The sequence below is a fragment of the Nocardia abscessus genome (assembly GCF_015477775.1).
In the GTDB taxonomy this organism is placed as follows: Bacteria; Actinomycetota; Actinomycetes; order Mycobacteriales; family Mycobacteriaceae; genus Nocardia; species Nocardia abscessus_A.
The window spans coordinates 87,064-102,832 of record NZ_JADLQO010000011.1 but is presented as its reverse complement, the minus strand read 5'-3'; the positions used below and the strand labels follow the sequence as shown (position 1 = coordinate 102,832).

Here is a 15,769-nt window from a genome sequence, read left to right as displayed (position 1 = left end):
CGACGAGCACCGCTGCTCCCCGATCGAATAGACACGCGCGATCTGCGCCAGGTACGAATCGGACGACGTTGTCCGTATGCCACCCTTTTCCCGATAGACGCTAGGCAGATTTCCGTGCACGCAATGTCCAAGAATTTGGACAGCACAGAATTTTCGGGCAGCACAATTTCCAGAGCCGCCGAACAACGCAAAAGGCCCCGCCGACCGAAGTCGACGAGGCATTTTCCGGTGAAATGTCGGTGCAGGGTGTACCTGAGAAGGATCAGTTGCCGAGGCCGGAGATATCGGCCGGCTCGTTGTCGAGTACCAGCGTTTTGGTTTCCAGGAAGGCCAGCAGACCTTCCGAACCACCTTCGCGACCGACGCCGGACAACTTGAAACCACCGAAAGCGATCGAGAAGTCGGTGCGCGGACCGTTCTGCCCGACCGTGCCGGTCCGCAGCTTGCGTGCCACGCGGTAGGCGCGGTCGGTGTCGTTGGTGAAGACCGAGGCGTTGAGGCCGTACGGGTTGTCGTTGGCCAGCGCGATGGCGTCGTCCTCGTCCTTCGCCGCGATGACGGCCAGGACCGGACCGAAGATCTCCTCGGTCGCGATCACCGATCGGTTGTCGACACCGGCGAAAACCGTCGGCTCGACGAAGAAGCCGCGCTCGAGCCCGGCCGGTCGTGCACCACCGGTCACCAGGCGCGCGCCGCCGGATTTCCCTGCGGCGATGTAGCTTTCGACGCGCTCCCGTTGGCGGGCGGACGCGAGCGGCCCCATGGCCACGCTCTCGTCGAACGGGTCACCCACCCGGATCGCCCTCATCGCGGCGCCGAGCGCGTCGGCGAGTTCGTCGTGACGCTTCTCGGAAACGATGACGCGCGTCAGGCTGTGACACGCCTGCCCGGCCAGGTAGCTGATGCCACCGGCGAGCACCTTCGCCGCCGTGCCGATGTCGTAGTCGTCGAGCACGAGAGCGGGCGACTTGCCGCCGAGTTCGAGGGTGCAGCGCGCCATCCGGTCGGCACAGATCGCGCCGATCGTGCGGCCCGCCGCCGTGGATCCGGTGAAGGTAACCTTGTCGACGCCGGGGTGGCGCACCAGCGTTTCCGACACCTGCCGGTCGGCGGTCACCACATTGACCACCCCCGGCGGCAGCCCCACCTGGTCGCAGATCTCGGCGAACAGGTACGCCGAGGTCGGCGCCTCCTGCGGTGGCTTCAGCACGATCGAGCAACCGGCGAGCAGAGCCGGCGCGCACTTGTAGGCCATCAGGCCGGCGGGGCCGTTCCAGGGCACGATCGCCGCTACGACACCGACCGGTTCGCGCACCAGCAGACCGGCGCCGCCGGCCGCGGGTGTGTGCGGCTCCCGGAACGCGAACGTCTCGGCCAGATCGGCATAGGCGTTGAAGGCGCCCGACAGGAAAAACGGAATACGGGTCTTGGCCAGCGAGTACACGATGCCCGATTCGATCGACCAGAGCCGGGCGAAATCGTCGCCCCGCCTGGTCAGTTCGGCGGCGATCGCGCGCAGGTAATAGGCGCGCTCGGTCGGCGACATCAGCGGCCACGGACCGGTGTCGAAGGCCTTGCGCGCGGCCGTCACCGCGGCGTCCACGTCCTCGACGGTCGCCGCACCGACGGCGGTGACGACCTGCTCGGTGGTGCAATCGAGGACCTCGAAGGTCTCCGAGGACGACACCGGAACCCACCTGCCGTCGATATAGGACGCCTCGGGATGCGCAGGCAGCACGCCTGCCACAGCCGACCTGGTCATGGAAAGTCCTCTCACCGCTGTGACGCATGTAACGTACAGGAATATATACTATATTCCGTATCATTGCATCACGCCTTGATCAGGCACAACGCGGGCGAGGGAGGTCGTCGGGTCGAATTCGGCCGACGGGTCAGGCCGTGGATCTGCGGGCCGACTCGGCCCACAGACCTTGCTTCTCCAACATGGCGATCAACTCGTCGGCACTGGACATGATGTGTTCGCGCATCAGGGTATCGGCGGCCTTGGGGCGACGCTTCTGCAACGCTTCGAGGATCAGCGGGTGATCACGCAACGTGTCCTCACCGTGCCCCTCGATATTGATGTAGAAGCGATTCGGCAGCTGCTTGACGACGGTTGCCAGCAGCATGGCCAACCGGCGTGAGTCCGCCGCCAGGTTGATCGAGCGATGGAACTCGTGACCGTAGGCGACGAGCGCCTCATCGGATCCGTTCTCCGCCGCCCGCGCGTGCGCTTCGACGACGCCCGCGAGATGGTCGAGTTCGCGCGCGGAGATCGACTTCGCGGCCCGGCTCGCCAGTTCACCGGCCATCGTCGCCTGCGCCCAGAACAGGTCTCGCACATCCTGTTTGCTGAACTCCGACACCATGAATCCGCGCCGCGCCACCAGTTCGACGAAGCCTTCGCCGCTGAGCAGTAGCAGACCTTCGCGCACCGGAGTGTTGCTGACACCGACGGCCTCGGCGATCGGTTCGATCCGCAGGAACTCACCGGGCCGCACCCGGCCCGAGATGATCAGTTCACGAACGTAGGTCGCGACGTCCTCCGACAGCTGATGACGCTGCTTGTTCGCACTGCGCGGCAAACGCTGCAGGGTGGTTTCCATCGGGGTCCTTTCGGTCGCCTGTTCATGCATTATGCCTCATATGTGACTTCAACCCAGGCGTGACACCAAAGGTCCGAGCATTTGACCAGTTGAGGGTGTCCATTGCTGGACACCGCGTGGTGAGAGCCCGGCTCAGGCTCGCCGAACGTCGCCCCCCACCCGGGCGAACACCCGGCAAGCTCCAGCGTGCCGGGCCGAAGAACGCAGGATGGAAGTTCACGAGGTGAGCCGGACAATCACCCGGATGGTCGACTCCGCAGTGACCACACACAGCGCTTCCGCCGAGGTGCGTGAACAGCTACTCGTCCTGGCCTCCCGATCTGTCGCCTCGGCCGACAAGCTCAGCGACGACACCGAGGCGGTGGCAGTCTGGAACGGGCCGTGACCACGTGCGTCCGGTTGGGCGTCGATCTCGACACCACGTTGTCGATCGTCATCGGAGCCATCGAACTGGTCGTCGACGCCGCGCCCGCGACCTCACCCCTCACCGCCGGCTCCGGGCAGGTACTGCGGACGGTCCGCGTGGCCACCGGGATCGTCGCGCGCGCCTACGGCCGAGCGGCCACCCGACCCACGACAGCGTCGAAGCAGCGCAGGAAGTCGCCGCCGCCCTGCTGCGCGGCGATTCGTCGAAAGTGCTCGGACAGTGCAACCAGATAACTGTCGCCGACGCCTACGCGATCATGGCCGTCCATTTGCCCGCACGGCGCGGCAGACCACACGATACGCCGCGTAGCCCGGCCGAACCCATTGTGGCGCGGCTGTATTCGGAGCTGCGTCGACGCTTCGGCCCGAGTGCGCTCGCACTGCGAGCATTCTCAGAAGGTCGCGGTCTCGAACACGACCCGGTCGTCCTTGATGTGGTACGTCTCGGTCGCGGTCTTGCCGTTGCTCAGATCGAAGGCGAGATACACGTATTCGCCCACCGCCTCCTTCCGGGTGAACGTGGGAGCCGCCGCCGTGTCGAGCTCTTCGGCCCCGGCCGCCATCAGCGTCGCCAGAAAGGCCTTCATAGCGGCCTTTCCGACCAGGGGCTCCGGTGCCAGGGTGGTGATGATGACGGTGTCCTCGGAATAGTCCGCGGCGATCGTGTCGATGTCGCGCGTGCCCATCGCGGCGATGTGCCGGTCGACGACCGCCATCGACGCTTCGGCGACCTTGTCGGCTTCGGAAGTCTTGCTCATCTGTTACCCCAACTCTCAACGGCTGCACGGCAACTGTGTCGTTGCCGATGCCAGGAGAATACGGAGGCTCAACGCCCGAATCCGTCCAGCAAATTGGACAGTCCGCCTCTCCTCGAGCGACTTCCGCACGACCGCCGATCGGCAGGCAAGACCCGGCGCACGCATGAAAGAGGCCCTGCGACAGCTGTCGCAGGGCCTCTTCGCGATGGTAGAGCAGTCCGCGCTACGCGAAGACCGGGCTGTCCGCGACGAAGCTCGCGAATGTCAGGCTTCGGGTCTGCCACTGCCCTTCGCGCTTGACGAACTCGAAAGCGTATGTGCCCGAAAGCAGTACCCGGGTGTCATCGGCAGTGAGACGGAAGTAGAAGACATCGGTGGCCGCTGTCGCGGTGTCACCCTGGATGTCGATCACCGGATTGGTGATGTGGTGATGGCACTGCGGAACTTCCCGCCACACCTTGCGCACCAATTCCCGTATTCCGTCGGTGCCGTGCCCCTCACCGCGAGGAAGCAGGTAGTCGGCGTCGGCGGACCAGATGCTCATGAAGGTCTGCTCGTCCTTCTGATCGATTCCGTGACAGTACTTCGCCATCAGTATCTTGATCTGCTCGAGGTCGACGACCCACTGGATCTTCTGCTCCAGGCCGCCACTGAGATTTGCCATAGTTTGTTCGAACTTTCCAGAGTCGGGATCGAAGGTGCTTCGTTCGAATCAGCGGTCGAGCAGTGTGACGACCGATTTGGTCTCCAGGTACTCCTCGAGCGCATCGGGACCGTTCTCCCGGCCCCATCCGGACTGTTTGAAGCCGCCGACCGGCATCTGGACGCCACCGGCGCGGTGGATGTTCACGCCGATGCGACCACCGCGCAGCCGGCGGGCGACGCGATGGGCCAGTGCGACATCGCGCGTCCAGACACTGCCCGCCAGCCCGTATTCTGTGTCGTTGGCCGCGGCGATGGCGGCGTCGAGATCAGTGAACGACATGGCCGCGATCACCGGACCGAAGATTTCCTCGCGGACGATCTGCATGTCCGGTGTCGCGTCGGCGACGACGGTCGGCGCGTAGTAGAAGCCCCGTCCGTCCAGGCGCTCGCCGCCGCTGACGACCCTCGCGCCCGCCGCCCTGCCACCTTCGACGTACCCGGCGACGCGGTCGAGCTGACGCTGGGAGATCAACGGGCCGAGCAGCGCGTCCGGGTCGGTGCCGTAGCCCACCTTCATGGTCCGGCCCTGCTCGGCGATTCCCTCGACCAGCTCGTCGTAGATGTCGGCGTGCGCGAACAACCGCGTGCCCGAGGTGCAGATCTGGCCCGAATTCCAGAACACGCCGATCGCGATCCCCGCCGCGGCGGCGGCGATGTCGGCATCGGGCAGCACGATCACCGGCGACTTGCCGCCCAGTTCCAGCGACACCCTTTTCAGGTTGCCGGTGGCCGCCGCGACGATCTTGCGACCCACTTCGGTGGAGCCGGTGAAGCTGATCTTGTCGACGCCGGGATGCTCGGCCATCGCCGCGCCCGTCGCCCCGAAACCGGTGACGATGTTGACGACACCGGCCGGAACGCCTGCCTCGAGCAGTATCCGGCCGAGGGCGAGCGCGGAGAGCGAGGCTTCCTCCGACGGCTTGAGCACACACGTGCACCCGGCCGCCAGCGCGGGCGCCAGCTTCATCGACATGGCGATCAGCGGTGCGTTCCACGGCACGATCATCGCCACGACACCCACCGGTTCGCGGTAGGTGGCGCCCTGTAACCGACGCTCGCCGGTCCCGATGTCGACGGTGGTGCCCTGGATCTTGTCCGCCCAGCCGGCGTAGTAGCGGAACTGGTTGATCGCCTCGGCCACCATCAGTTTCGCCTGGGAGACAGGCATACCGACGTCGAGGCTCTCCAGCCGCGCGATCTCCTCGAACTTCGCCTCGAGCAGCTCGGCCACCCGCCACAGCACCACACCGCGCTGCGCCGACGACAGACGCAGCAATCGTTCCTCGTCGAAAGCGCGCCGGGCCGCGGCAACCGCGGCGTCGACATCGGTGGCCCCCGCCTCGGCGACCCTTCCGACGACTTCCTCGGTGCCCGGATCGATCACGTCGAACGTCGAACCCGCCGCGGCGGGCACCCACTCACCGTCGATGAGCAGGTGCCCGGCGTCGGACCCGAACGCCGACCGCACCACCGCTTCCGCTGTCACGACCGGGCTCATGCGTGATCGTGGATGTAGGGAACCGGGTGCGGGATCTTGGTGCCCGGCGGCGGACTCTGCACCGCATTCGGATCACCGGAGACCAACTCGACCAGGTAGCCGTCCGGGTCGGCCACCATGGCCAGGGTCACCGGACCGAAATCGGTTGGTTCAACCCGCATTTCGTATCCGGCGGCCTCGATCTCCGTAGCCGCCGCGTTGACGTCGTCCACGACCAGCACCAGCGGCGCGTACCCGGGGACCGGGGCAGGTGCCGGCAGCAGATCACCGTTGAGCAGAACCAGGGTGCGCACGCCTTCGGAGTTCTCCAGCATCACCTCGGTGAGTTCCGGATCCACGAATTCGAGCAGCGCGCCGACCTTCTGATCGAACAGCTTGTAGAACGCCAGCGAGCGGTCGAGATCGCGAACGATCAGCTTGAAATTGGTGAACTGACCTTTGATCACAAGTTTCTCCGTTGGATCTTTCGAACACGAGCCCGGTCTTCGGGCACGCGCAGGTTCTGCGGAAACGTGCTACTCGGCCGAGGGCGGGGTGCCGAGCACCAGGCCGTAGGCGCGACGGCTGACATCACCGGACAGATCGATGGTGATGCCCTTGTCCTGGGTGAACTCGTCGAGCGCGTCCGGCCCGAGCTCACGACCGGTGCCGGACTGCTTGAATCCGCCGAAGGGCAGGTACTGAGAGATGTTGTGGTAGTCGTTGATCCACACCGAACCTGCCTCGATCTGGCGGGCAACCTCGAGCGCGCGCTGGTTGTCGCGGCTCCACACGGCGGCGGCCAAACCGTACTCGGTGTCGTTGGCGATCTTGATCGCTTCCTCCTCCGAGTCGTACTTCAGCACCGACAACACAGGCCCGAAGATCTCCTCGCGAGCGATGGTCATATCGTTGGTGACGCCGGTGAACACCGTCGGCTCCACCCAGTAGCCCTTGTCGAAGCCCGCACCGGTCGGCACACCGCCACCGACGACGACGGTCGCGCCCTCGGCCTTGCCCTTCTCGATGTAGCTCAGGATCCGCTCGTGCTGAGTCTTGTTCATCACCGCGCCGATGTCGGTGGCCGGGTCGACCGGGCTGCCGATCTTCAGCGTCTTCAGCCGCTCGACCAGGCGGGCGACGAACTCGTCGTGGATCGAGGCGGGCAGCAGCAGCCGGGTGCCGGATTCACACGCCTGGCCGGCGTGCAGCAAGAAGGCGTAGATCGAACCGTCCACGGCCGCAGTCAGATCGGCGTCGTCGAGCACAATGTTCGGGCCCTTGCCACCCAGTTCGAGCAGCACCCGCTTGACGGTGCCCGCGGCGTCGGCCATCACCTGACGGCCGGTCGCGGTGGAGCCGGTGAACGAGACCAACCGCACGTCGGGGTGCTTGACCAGGTGACCACCGACCGTGGGTCCGTCACCGACGACGACATTGAGCGCACCGTCGGGCAGTCCGGCTTCCTGCAGCAGCGCGGCAAGTTCGAGGGCGAAGATCGGGGTCTTCTCGTCGGTCTTGAGGACCACTGTGTTGCCCGCAGCCAGTGCCGGGATCGACTTCCACACGGCGATGACCGCCGGGAAGTTCCACGGGACGATGCCCGCGCACACACCGACCGGCTCCTTACGGATGAAGCTCGCCGAAAGCACCTGTCCGGCAACCGGTCCCGAGCGTTCCCACGCATAGGTGCGGGTCAGCTCCGCGTAGTGGCCGAGGTGCATCAGCGGGAAGCCGACGCCGATGGCACCGGCCAGCCGCAGCGGCATCCCGGTCTCCTTGGCGCTGAGCACGGCCAGCTCGTCCATCTTGCCGCTCAGTGCGGCGATCACCCGGTCGATCACCGCGGCACGCTCGGCGGGCGGGGTGTTGCGCCAGACCCCAGAATCGTGGGTCCGCTTGGCGGCCGCCACCGCGGCGTCGACGTGGCTCGTATCGGCCTGGGCCACGGTGACCACGACCTCTTCGGTGGCCGGGTTGATCACCGGAATGGCGGTGTCGGTGTCGACCCACCGGCCGTCGATGAACAGCCGGTAATGCGGAACTCCGTCACGATCGACAGCCGGAGTTTCGGGAAGAGTGGCAGTCATTTCTCACCTCTGGTTATGTGGTTCGCCGGAATTTCGGCGCGTGGAATTCAGGAACGGATCATGCGGCGGGACATCGGTTTTCGACTCGTCCCGGCCTCGAAATCAACAGTAGAGAGATCAGCGACACGCGAGTGTCCAAGTTTCTGGACAGCCGATTCGATGCATTTCTGCTATCTCCCAGCAACGAGCGCGGAGGCAGCGGAGAACACCAGTCCGGTGCCGACCGGTTGCGCCGATTCCGGCGTCAGCCGGCCGTCCGGTTCGATCCGGTAGCTGCACAGCGCAGCCATCGGCGCGGGTGCGGCCCCGGCGAGGTCGACGGCGCTGCACTGAATAACTCCGGAATTCACGTTTCCGGTGAGTGACTTCGATCATATCGAGCACTACGGGCTATTCAATTGACGTTTTCCGAAACGCCGCTTCACCCACCCCGAACCCCGATATCCAGGTACTTCACGCTGGTCGAATCGCCACTTTCCGATTTGCCAATTGGCCTGGAATGTGATGTGCGTTACGGTCGTTCCGTTCGCTGCCGGAGTTTCCGCCGAACATTCCTTTTCCCGCCGACAGGAGTCTGCATTTCCATGGCTATTCAGGTGACGATCGACATGGCCGCCAAGGTCGGGTGCTTCGACGATCTGCGGGAGTGGTTCGTCAAGAACCTTCCCGGCACCCGCAACTTCGCGGGCAACATCAGCGTCGAGGTCGCGCGCAACCAGGACGAACCGGCCCGCATCCTGTTCGTCGAGAAGTGGGACACCCGGGCGGATTTCGAGGCCTACCTCGCCTGGCGCGACGAGTCCGGCGTCATCGCCGAACTGCTCGAGATGCTCGACGGCGACATCACCTTCCGCTACCACGATTTCCTCGGCGTCTGACACGACGGCGAGGGGGTAGGTAGTCGATGACGACACTCGTACGAAGAAGGGCACGCCGTCGCGCCGCCCTGCTCCAGAAACCGGCCGCCGCGTTCGCGGCCGTTCTCCTCGGTGCCGGCTGGGCAGCGGGCGTCGCCGCAGCAGCTCCCAGCCACAACGCTCAGTTCCTGCTGATGGGCGGCACCGCGACCGGCGATGTGGCGGTGCTGCGGATCGCCGACGACGGTGGCCTGTCCCCTGTCGGGGGCTCACCGTTCAGCGCGGGCCCCGGTGTCCTGTCGGTGGCCGCGGCTCCCGACAGCCGCACCGTCTATGTCACGCAGGTGGGCGCCCAGCGCGTGACCGGATACCACATCGACGGCAACGGCGCGGCCCATCCGATTCCGGGTGGCGAGGTCGCGTTCAGCGGCGGCCCGGTGGTCACCTCGATCCTGACACCCGATGGGCGATTTCTGTTCATCGGCGCGGGCGGCGTACCGGGCCGGATCAGCACCTTCGCGGTCTCCCCCACTGGTGCGCTCACCTTCCTGCGCGAGACCACGGTCACCGGGTTCGCCGTCTTCCCCATGGTCACGGTCGATCCGAACGGCCGATATCTGCGCTTCACCAGCGCCGCCGACGCCAAGATCCACAGCTACCGGATCGGTGCGGAGGGCGAACTCACCTCGCTCGGTGATCCCGTGCCCGGCGGTACTCTCCCGGTCAATCCGGGCTACACGCCCGATGGCCGGTTCGTCTACGTGAGCAATGAGCAGGGCAGCAGTGTCTCGGGTTTCGCGATCGGTGACGACGGACGCCTGACACCCACTCCCGGCTCGCCGTATGCCACCGGCGGGATGCCGCACGCGGCCGAGGTCACCTCCGACGGACGCTTCGTCTACGTTCCTGAGGTCGCCGGCGGTGCGGTCGCGGGTTTCTCGATCGGTCCCGACGGTGCATTGACGCCACTGCCCGGTTCGCCGTATAAGCAACCCGCCGGGTCCTATCCCGGATTGGTGAAACTCAGTGACGACGAGCGCCACCTCTACGTCGCCGACTGCCTGCCGGCCACCGTGACGACCAAGGTCCACATCTTCGATGTCGGCCCCGACGGCACCCTGACCCGCTCGGCACTGCCCTCGGTCGACACCGGAACCATCTTCGGCGACGGACCGATCCTGGTGAAAACTTCCTGACCGACACACGAAAACGTCTGCCCCGCACGAGGATCACCCGCGCGGGGCAGACGTCTGTGTGAACGGTGACGCGACGGCCGGGATCAGCCGGCCAGACCCTTCCCGAAGAACTCGTCGAGCTTCTCCACGGCGGGGGTGACGTACTGGTCCACGTCGTAGAGGTCGATGTGGCTGGCGCCGTCGACCACGAACAGTTCCTTCGGCTCGGCGGCCTTGGCGACGGCTTCCTCGCTGAAGTAGGCGGTATCGGCCTTGGAGCCGACGATCATCAGCAGCGGACGCGGGGAGATCATGGCGATCTTGGCGTAGGCGTCGAACTGGGCGATGCGGTCGATGCTCTGCAACGGCCACTTGTTCTCCGAGCGCGGGTGGTTCGCGCGCGGGGTGATGTAGTAGTCGTGCGCCTCCCGGTACAGATCGGGCGCACCCTCGAGGCCTTCGGCGCTCGGCGGCGCCCAGATCTGGTAGTTCGGCTCGGCGCCCTGCGCCTCGGCGGTGCGCAGCGCACCGGCGGCGTCGAGCATCTCCTGCAGCACCGACGGGTCCTGGGTGCGGCCCAGGCCGTTGTTCAGGTAGTCGCCGATATCGAGACCGCTCACCGTGGCCACCGCCTTGATGCGGTGATCGGTCTGCGCGGCGAAGGGCACGTAACCGCCGGAAGCGCAGATGCCGAGGGCACCGATGCGCGCGGAGTCGATGTCGTCGCGGGTGGTCAGGAAGGTAACCGCGGACTTGACGTCCTCACTGCGCTGGAAGGGGTCTTCCAGAAAGCGCGGCTCGCCTTCGCTCTCGCCCTGGTAGGCGGCGTCGAACACGAGCGCGGCGTAGCCCTTGTCGGCCAGACGCTGCGCGTAGACGCTAGCGGTCTGCTCCTTGACACCACCGCCGGGGTGCGAGACCACCACGGCGGGCAGGCGCTCGCCGCCGCGGTTGTCGGGGGTGAACAGGATGCCCGCCAGGCGCAGGCCGTTGCTCGGGAAGGTGACGCTTGTGCGCATCAGGCACGATCCTTTCGATGAGATCTGTTCCGGCTCCAAGCCGATGCAACAACCTTCTCTCCGGCATAACCTGCCGACAATGGGAAAGATTCTTCCTATGAACCCACGATCCCAGTAATAACTTCTGCCGCAGGGTGACCGCCCGCGATTCAATCCTCGCGAATTCCCGCTTCGGAACATGTCACTGGGTTCGAGCTGCCCACCGGCCTACGATGAGGACAGCCGGTGACCGGGCCTCGGGTTCTCCCGGCACGATTCACGATCGCTGCCGGTGAGCTGCCCCGGCCGTGTTCCCCCATCACGAAAAGAGACGAACATGACCGGACCGCTCGACGGCGTGCGCATCCTCGACCTCACCTCGAACTTCATGGGCCCGTTCGCGACCCTGCTGCTGGCCGACATGGGCGCCGATGTGGTGAAGATCGAGTCGACGGCCGGGGACACCACCCGTGGGGTCGGTCCACGTCGCAACCCCGCCATGAGCGCGATCTTCCTGCACCTCAACCGCAACAAGCGCAGTGTGGTGCTCGATCTCAAGTCCGCCGACGGCAACGCCACACTCCAGCGCATGCTGGCCTCGGCGGATGTGTTGCTCTACAGCCTGCGTCCGAAGTCGATGGCGCGCCTGGGCCTGGCCTACGAGCAGGTCCGTGAGCGCAATCCACGTCTCATCTACTGCGGCGCTTTCGGTTTCGGCCAGAACGGCCCCTATGCCGACCGGCCCGCCTACGACGACCTGATCCAGGCCGCCGTCGGCATGCCGGTCCTGCAGAGCCGCAAAACCGGTGAGCCGACCTACATCGCCACCGCGATCGCCGACCGCGTCGTCGGCATGGCCGCGGCCAACGCAATCACCACGGCTCTCTACCGCCGCGAACGCTCGGGGTACGGCCAGGAGGTGCAGGTCCCGATGTTCGAGACATTCGCCCAGTTCGCCATGGGCGATCACCTCTACGGTCACACCTTCATCCCCTCGATCGGCACCTCCGGCTATGCCCGGATGATGAACTCCGACCGTCGCCCGTACCGGACCCGCGACGGTTACCTCGGCGTGAACGTCTACAACGACAAGCACTGGCATCGATTCTTCGCCCTGGCAGGCAAGCCGGAGATGGCACAGGACCCGCGCTTCGCCGATATCGGCGGCCGCACCGAGAACATCGGCCTGCTCTACCGCTTCCTCGCCGAAGTTCTCGAAACCAAGACGACGGCGGAGTGGGTGCAGATCCTGTCCGAAGCCGACATCCCCGCCATCGAGATGAACACCCCCGAAACCCTCCTCGACGATCCGCACATGAAGGACGTCGGGTTCTTCATCGAGGAGGAACACCCGACCGAAGGCCTGCTGCGATCGCTGGGCATCCCGCAACAGTGGAGCGACGACACGCCCGAATTGCGTTACCCCGCACCGAGACTCGGCGAGAACTCGGTACAGGTCCTGAGCGAGTACGGGTTCGGGGAAGACGAAATCGAGCACCTGGTGTCGACGGGCGCGGCCCACACACCGGAGACCCTGCAGGCCCGATCCGGTCCGGTGACCGGATGAGCGAGTGGAAGGGAACGAGCGCGGGACCCCTGGCCGGAATCACGCCGAAAGCGACCAGCGCGAAACGCCGTCGCGCTCGGTCACGGCCAAGCGCTGCTGCACCGCGAGCAGGTCGAGATGTTGCATCGTCTCGACGATCGCGAGCGCGGCGTTGTACGGTTCGAGCTGGTCGAGCCGTTGCAGGCGCTTGGTCCACGGGAGCAGCGTGGCGACCTCGGCGGTCGTAGCGGCCCCGTCGGCGACCGCCCGCAGGCACAGGTCGAGCCGGCGATCGTGATGGGCCACCAGCTCGTCGATGCGGGCATGGCTGCTCTCGGTGATCGGGCCGTGCGCGGGCAGCAGCCGCATATCGGGCAGGACGCGCACCTTGGCCAGCGAGGCGAGGAACTCGCGCAGCGGCACCTCGGGGCTGCCCGGCTCGAAACCGACCGACGGTGTGATCGTCGGCAGGATGTGGTCACCGGTGAACAGCAGGCCCGCCTCCTCCTCGGCGAAGACGATGTGGCCTCTGGTGTGACCGGGCGTGGCAACCGCGCGCAACCGGCGGGTGCCCGCCAACAGCCGTCGGTCGTCGTCGAGCCAGTCGGTCGGATCGGACCACATGTCGGTGTCGGCCTCCTGATCGAGCAGCCACGTCCGCCAGCCGGGGATCAGGTCGGCCGCGCCCGCCTGTTCGAGGGTGCGGGTATGTACCTGCGAACCCGTCGGGTCTGCGCGCATCGCGTCGAGGTATTCCTTCTCTCCGGTCCCGAGGCGCACCCGGCAACCGAGCTCGGCTGCCAGTGCCACGGCCTGGGTGTAATGATCGCGATGCGCGTGCGTGACCAGGAATTGCCTGATGTCGCGGGTGGACCAGCCCAGTTCGGCCAGCGCACGGTCGAAGACGGTGCGCGCGGCCGGGATGTTCCAGCCGCCGTCGATCACGGTGAGCCCGTCCTCGGTCTCGACGACATAGACGTTGACCGCGGCGAGCGCGTCGCTCGGCAGGGGCAGCGGGACCCGGTGGATGCCCGGCGCCACCGGATGAAGGCCCTCTTCTGCCCAGCCGTATTTCCCCATGACTCTGCCTCTCGATGCTCAGGCCCCGGCACGCCGGTGATGTCCGGCTAGATGATCCGGCCGGACACCGCCGCTGTCGGTTCAGCTCAGCGTGACGAGCGGGCCGCCGCGCGGCGCGTCTCGGTCGCCGCCACGTCGACCCGCAGGCCCTCCGGGTCCCAGTGCGGATCGCCGGTGATCACGACACCGAACTCACGCTCGGCGCCCTCGATGGTCGCGTACCCGTCGCGGACGTCGAGCTTGACCCGCTCCGGGTCGCGGTCGAGCGGGTCGCCCCAGCCGCCGCCGCCGTTGGTCAGATACCGCCAGGTCGCGCCCGGGCGAGTGCTCCACACCGGGGTCTGCCCGAAATAGAAATACTCACCGGCCACATCGGGCACCTGGGTGCGGGGATCGAGGGTGCCCGCGACCGCCGCCGCCTCGGCGTAGACGTCGTCGTCGGTGCCGACCAGGATGTCGGTGCCGCTGGTCGGCGCGCCGTCCTTGCCGAAGATCCAGACGCCACCGAGGGCGCCGTCACGACCGCCGTGTACCCCGATTCCGCTGGCCTGACGGAATCGCAACGGCATGGTCTGGTGCTGGGCGGCCTGGACGTACTGGATATCGCGGGCGATGGCGGCGCCACCGCGGTGCAGGCCGGGACCCGCTGTGTCGGCGATGTATTCGCGACGCATGATCCGCAGCGGGAAGTCGACTTCCAGCGATTCGGTCGAGGGCGACATGATGTTGAGCAGGTAGTTGCACGAGCAGCTGTCGCCGTCGCCTTCCTTGGACGCACCCCACGGCCCGTTCTCACCACCGGCCATGGCCGAGCAGAACCACGGTGTGCCGTCGGGGCCGACACCGTTGGCGTTGTGCACATTGGTCGAACCGAAGTCGCCGCCGATCGCGTTGGCGCCCAACACCGGTTCCAGGGCACGCAACAGCACGGTGAAGATCACGGCTTCGATCTCCCAGTAGCAGAAGATCGCGCCGTCGGGCGGAAGTGCGCTGGTGATGGTGCCCGGCGGGATCACCAGGTCGATATCGCGGAAGGTGCCGGAGGTGAATTCGCTGCCGGGGGCAAGCAGCATCTTCAAGCCGACGCCGATGGCGGACTTGGCGTCGAGTGAACCCGCGTTGATGGAGGTGCGGGCCTGGCGCGACGAGCCGCTGAAGTCCGCCTCGACCTTCGTGCCGCGCTTACGCAGGGTGAGCTGGATCGTGTACTCCTCGTCGGCGTCGACACCGTCGGCGTCCACCGATCCGGAACCGGTGTAGTCGCCGTCGGGGACCGAGGCCAGCGCGCGGCGCATGTTCTCCGCCGACGCGTCGCAGGAGTAGCGCAGGCTGCCGAGGTAGGCCTGCATCCCGTAGCGCTCGATGGTCTCCTGGATCAGTTGCTCACCGAGCGTGCAGCAGCCCTGGATGGTTTTGAAGTCCGGCAGCAGTAGTTCCGAGAGACGCACGTTGTCGAAGATCATCGAAAATGTCTCGCGCACAGGCTCACCGGCGTGATACAGCAGGCGCGGGCTGATCACCAGACCGTTCTCGTAGATATTGCGCTTGGTCCCGGAGAAACCGCCGGGCACGTCACCGCCGATGTCGAGCTGATGGGCGCGCAACACCATGAAGCCCGCGATGCGCTCGTCGTGGAACACCGGCCGGATGAAGCAGACATCGTTGGGGTGGTTGCCCATTCGGTAGACGTCGTTGCAGATCAGCAGATCGCCGGGCACCAGACGTTCGGGCCCGTACTCCTCCACCGCGACGCGCACACCGTCGGGCATCGTGCCGAGGAAAACCGACAGCCCGCTGGTCACCGCGCTCATCGTGTAGTCCTGCTCCGGCGGGGCGCACACGCACGCGGCGAAGTCGTAGGACAGTGCGATGATCGGCGAGAACGCGCGATGCAGCAGGCCCGTGACCACGTGCTGCACCGAATAACTCAGGCGGTTGGACAGCACCGTGGCGGTGAAGCGGTCGCAGTCGTAGCGGGCCCGGAACTGGTCGTCGGTGAGGTCGCGCAGCAGCGTCTCGGGACCGGCCGGAGCGGGAAGGGTGGTGGTCAT

15 protein-coding genes are annotated in these 15,769 nt (G+C 66.3%); 5 read left to right on the top strand and 10 right to left on the bottom strand.

Annotation, left to right across the window (positions count from 1 at the left end; genetic code table 11):
- Positions 1 to 262 precede the first annotated feature (262 nt).
- Entirely contained in the window at positions 263 to 1,762 is a 1,500-nt protein-coding gene (locus IU450_RS25510) for an aldehyde dehydrogenase (protein ID WP_195152282.1), read from the bottom strand.
- 130 nt (positions 1,763 to 1,892) lie between these two features.
- Positions 1,893 to 2,606 carry a GntR family transcriptional regulator gene (locus IU450_RS25505; RefSeq protein WP_195152281.1) on the bottom strand — a complete coding sequence of 238 codons (714 nt, stop codon included), beginning with the start codon at positions 2,604 to 2,606 and terminating at the stop codon, positions 1,893 to 1,895.
- A gap of 244 nt (positions 2,607 to 2,850) precedes the next feature.
- On the opposite strand from IU450_RS25505, the gene IU450_RS25500 reads away from it, so the two are divergent.
- Positions 2,851 to 2,991 carry a hypothetical protein gene (locus tag IU450_RS25500; RefSeq protein WP_195152280.1) on the top strand — a complete coding sequence of 47 codons (141 nt, stop codon included), beginning with the start codon at positions 2,851 to 2,853 and terminating at the stop codon, positions 2,989 to 2,991.
- Positions 2,988 to 3,266: a hypothetical protein gene (locus tag IU450_RS25495; RefSeq protein ID WP_195152279.1), complete on the top strand. Its 279-nt coding sequence runs from the start codon at positions 2,988 to 2,990 to the stop codon at positions 3,264 to 3,266. Before IU450_RS25500 ends, IU450_RS25495 begins: the two co-directional genes overlap by 4 nt.
- A 158-nt stretch (positions 3,267 to 3,424) precedes the next feature.
- Here the strand turns inward: IU450_RS25495 and IU450_RS25490 are convergent, their stop codons facing one another.
- From IU450_RS25490 to IU450_RS25470, 5 genes are all read right to left on the bottom strand, one after another.
- Complete coding sequence (locus tag IU450_RS25490) at positions 3,425 to 3,790, bottom strand: nuclear transport factor 2 family protein (RefSeq protein ID WP_195152278.1); 366 nt, start codon at positions 3,788 to 3,790, stop codon at positions 3,425 to 3,427.
- 223 nt (positions 3,791 to 4,013) lie between these two features.
- The gene (locus IU450_RS25485) at positions 4,014 to 4,454 is read right to left on the bottom strand and encodes a nuclear transport factor 2 family protein (protein ID WP_195152277.1); all 441 of its coding nucleotides are present in this window, start codon (positions 4,452 to 4,454) and stop codon (positions 4,014 to 4,016) included.
- 48 nt (positions 4,455 to 4,502) lie between these two features.
- Entirely contained in the window at positions 4,503 to 5,993 is a 1,491-nt protein-coding gene (locus IU450_RS25480; RefSeq protein WP_195152276.1) for an aldehyde dehydrogenase family protein, read from the bottom strand.
- Entirely contained in the window at positions 5,990 to 6,439 is a 450-nt protein-coding gene (locus tag IU450_RS25475; protein ID WP_195152275.1) for a VOC family protein, read from the bottom strand. The genes IU450_RS25480 and IU450_RS25475 overlap by 4 nt, the downstream gene beginning before the upstream one ends.
- A 69-nt stretch (positions 6,440 to 6,508) precedes the next feature.
- A complete protein-coding gene (locus IU450_RS25470; RefSeq protein ID WP_195152274.1) occupies positions 6,509 to 8,062 on the bottom strand; it encodes an aldehyde dehydrogenase family protein in 1,554 nt (517 codons plus the stop codon).
- Positions 8,063 to 8,646: 584 nt separating this feature from the next.
- Between IU450_RS25470 and IU450_RS25465 the strand changes: the two genes are divergently transcribed.
- Positions 8,647 to 8,940, top strand: coding sequence for a putative quinol monooxygenase (locus IU450_RS25465; protein WP_195152273.1), 294 nt, complete (start codon positions 8,647 to 8,649; stop codon positions 8,938 to 8,940).
- A 26-nt stretch (positions 8,941 to 8,966) separates the two neighbouring features.
- Positions 8,967 to 10,115 (top strand): lactonase family protein, encoded by a 1,149-nt coding sequence (locus IU450_RS25460; protein ID WP_195152272.1) that lies wholly within the window; start codon positions 8,967 to 8,969, stop codon positions 10,113 to 10,115.
- A gap of 83 nt (positions 10,116 to 10,198) precedes the next feature.
- Here IU450_RS25460 and IU450_RS25455 read toward each other — a convergent pair whose 3' ends face one another.
- A complete protein-coding gene (locus IU450_RS25455) occupies positions 10,199 to 11,113 on the bottom strand; it encodes an alpha/beta hydrolase (protein WP_195152271.1) in 915 nt (304 codons plus the stop codon).
- 316 nt (positions 11,114 to 11,429) lie between these two features.
- On the opposite strand from IU450_RS25455, the gene IU450_RS25450 reads away from it, so the two are divergent.
- Entirely contained in the window at positions 11,430 to 12,659 is a 1,230-nt protein-coding gene (locus IU450_RS25450) for a CaiB/BaiF CoA transferase family protein (protein ID WP_195152270.1), read from the top strand.
- A 39-nt stretch (positions 12,660 to 12,698) separates the two neighbouring features.
- Here IU450_RS25450 and IU450_RS25445 read toward each other — a convergent pair whose 3' ends face one another.
- The gene (locus IU450_RS25445) at positions 12,699 to 13,718 is read right to left on the bottom strand and encodes an MBL fold metallo-hydrolase (protein ID WP_195152269.1); all 1,020 of its coding nucleotides are present in this window, start codon (positions 13,716 to 13,718) and stop codon (positions 12,699 to 12,701) included.
- A gap of 86 nt (positions 13,719 to 13,804) precedes the next feature.
- Positions 13,805 to 15,769 carry a hydantoinase B/oxoprolinase family protein gene (locus IU450_RS25440; protein ID WP_195152268.1) on the bottom strand — a complete coding sequence of 655 codons (1,965 nt, stop codon included), beginning with the start codon at positions 15,767 to 15,769 and terminating at the stop codon, positions 13,805 to 13,807.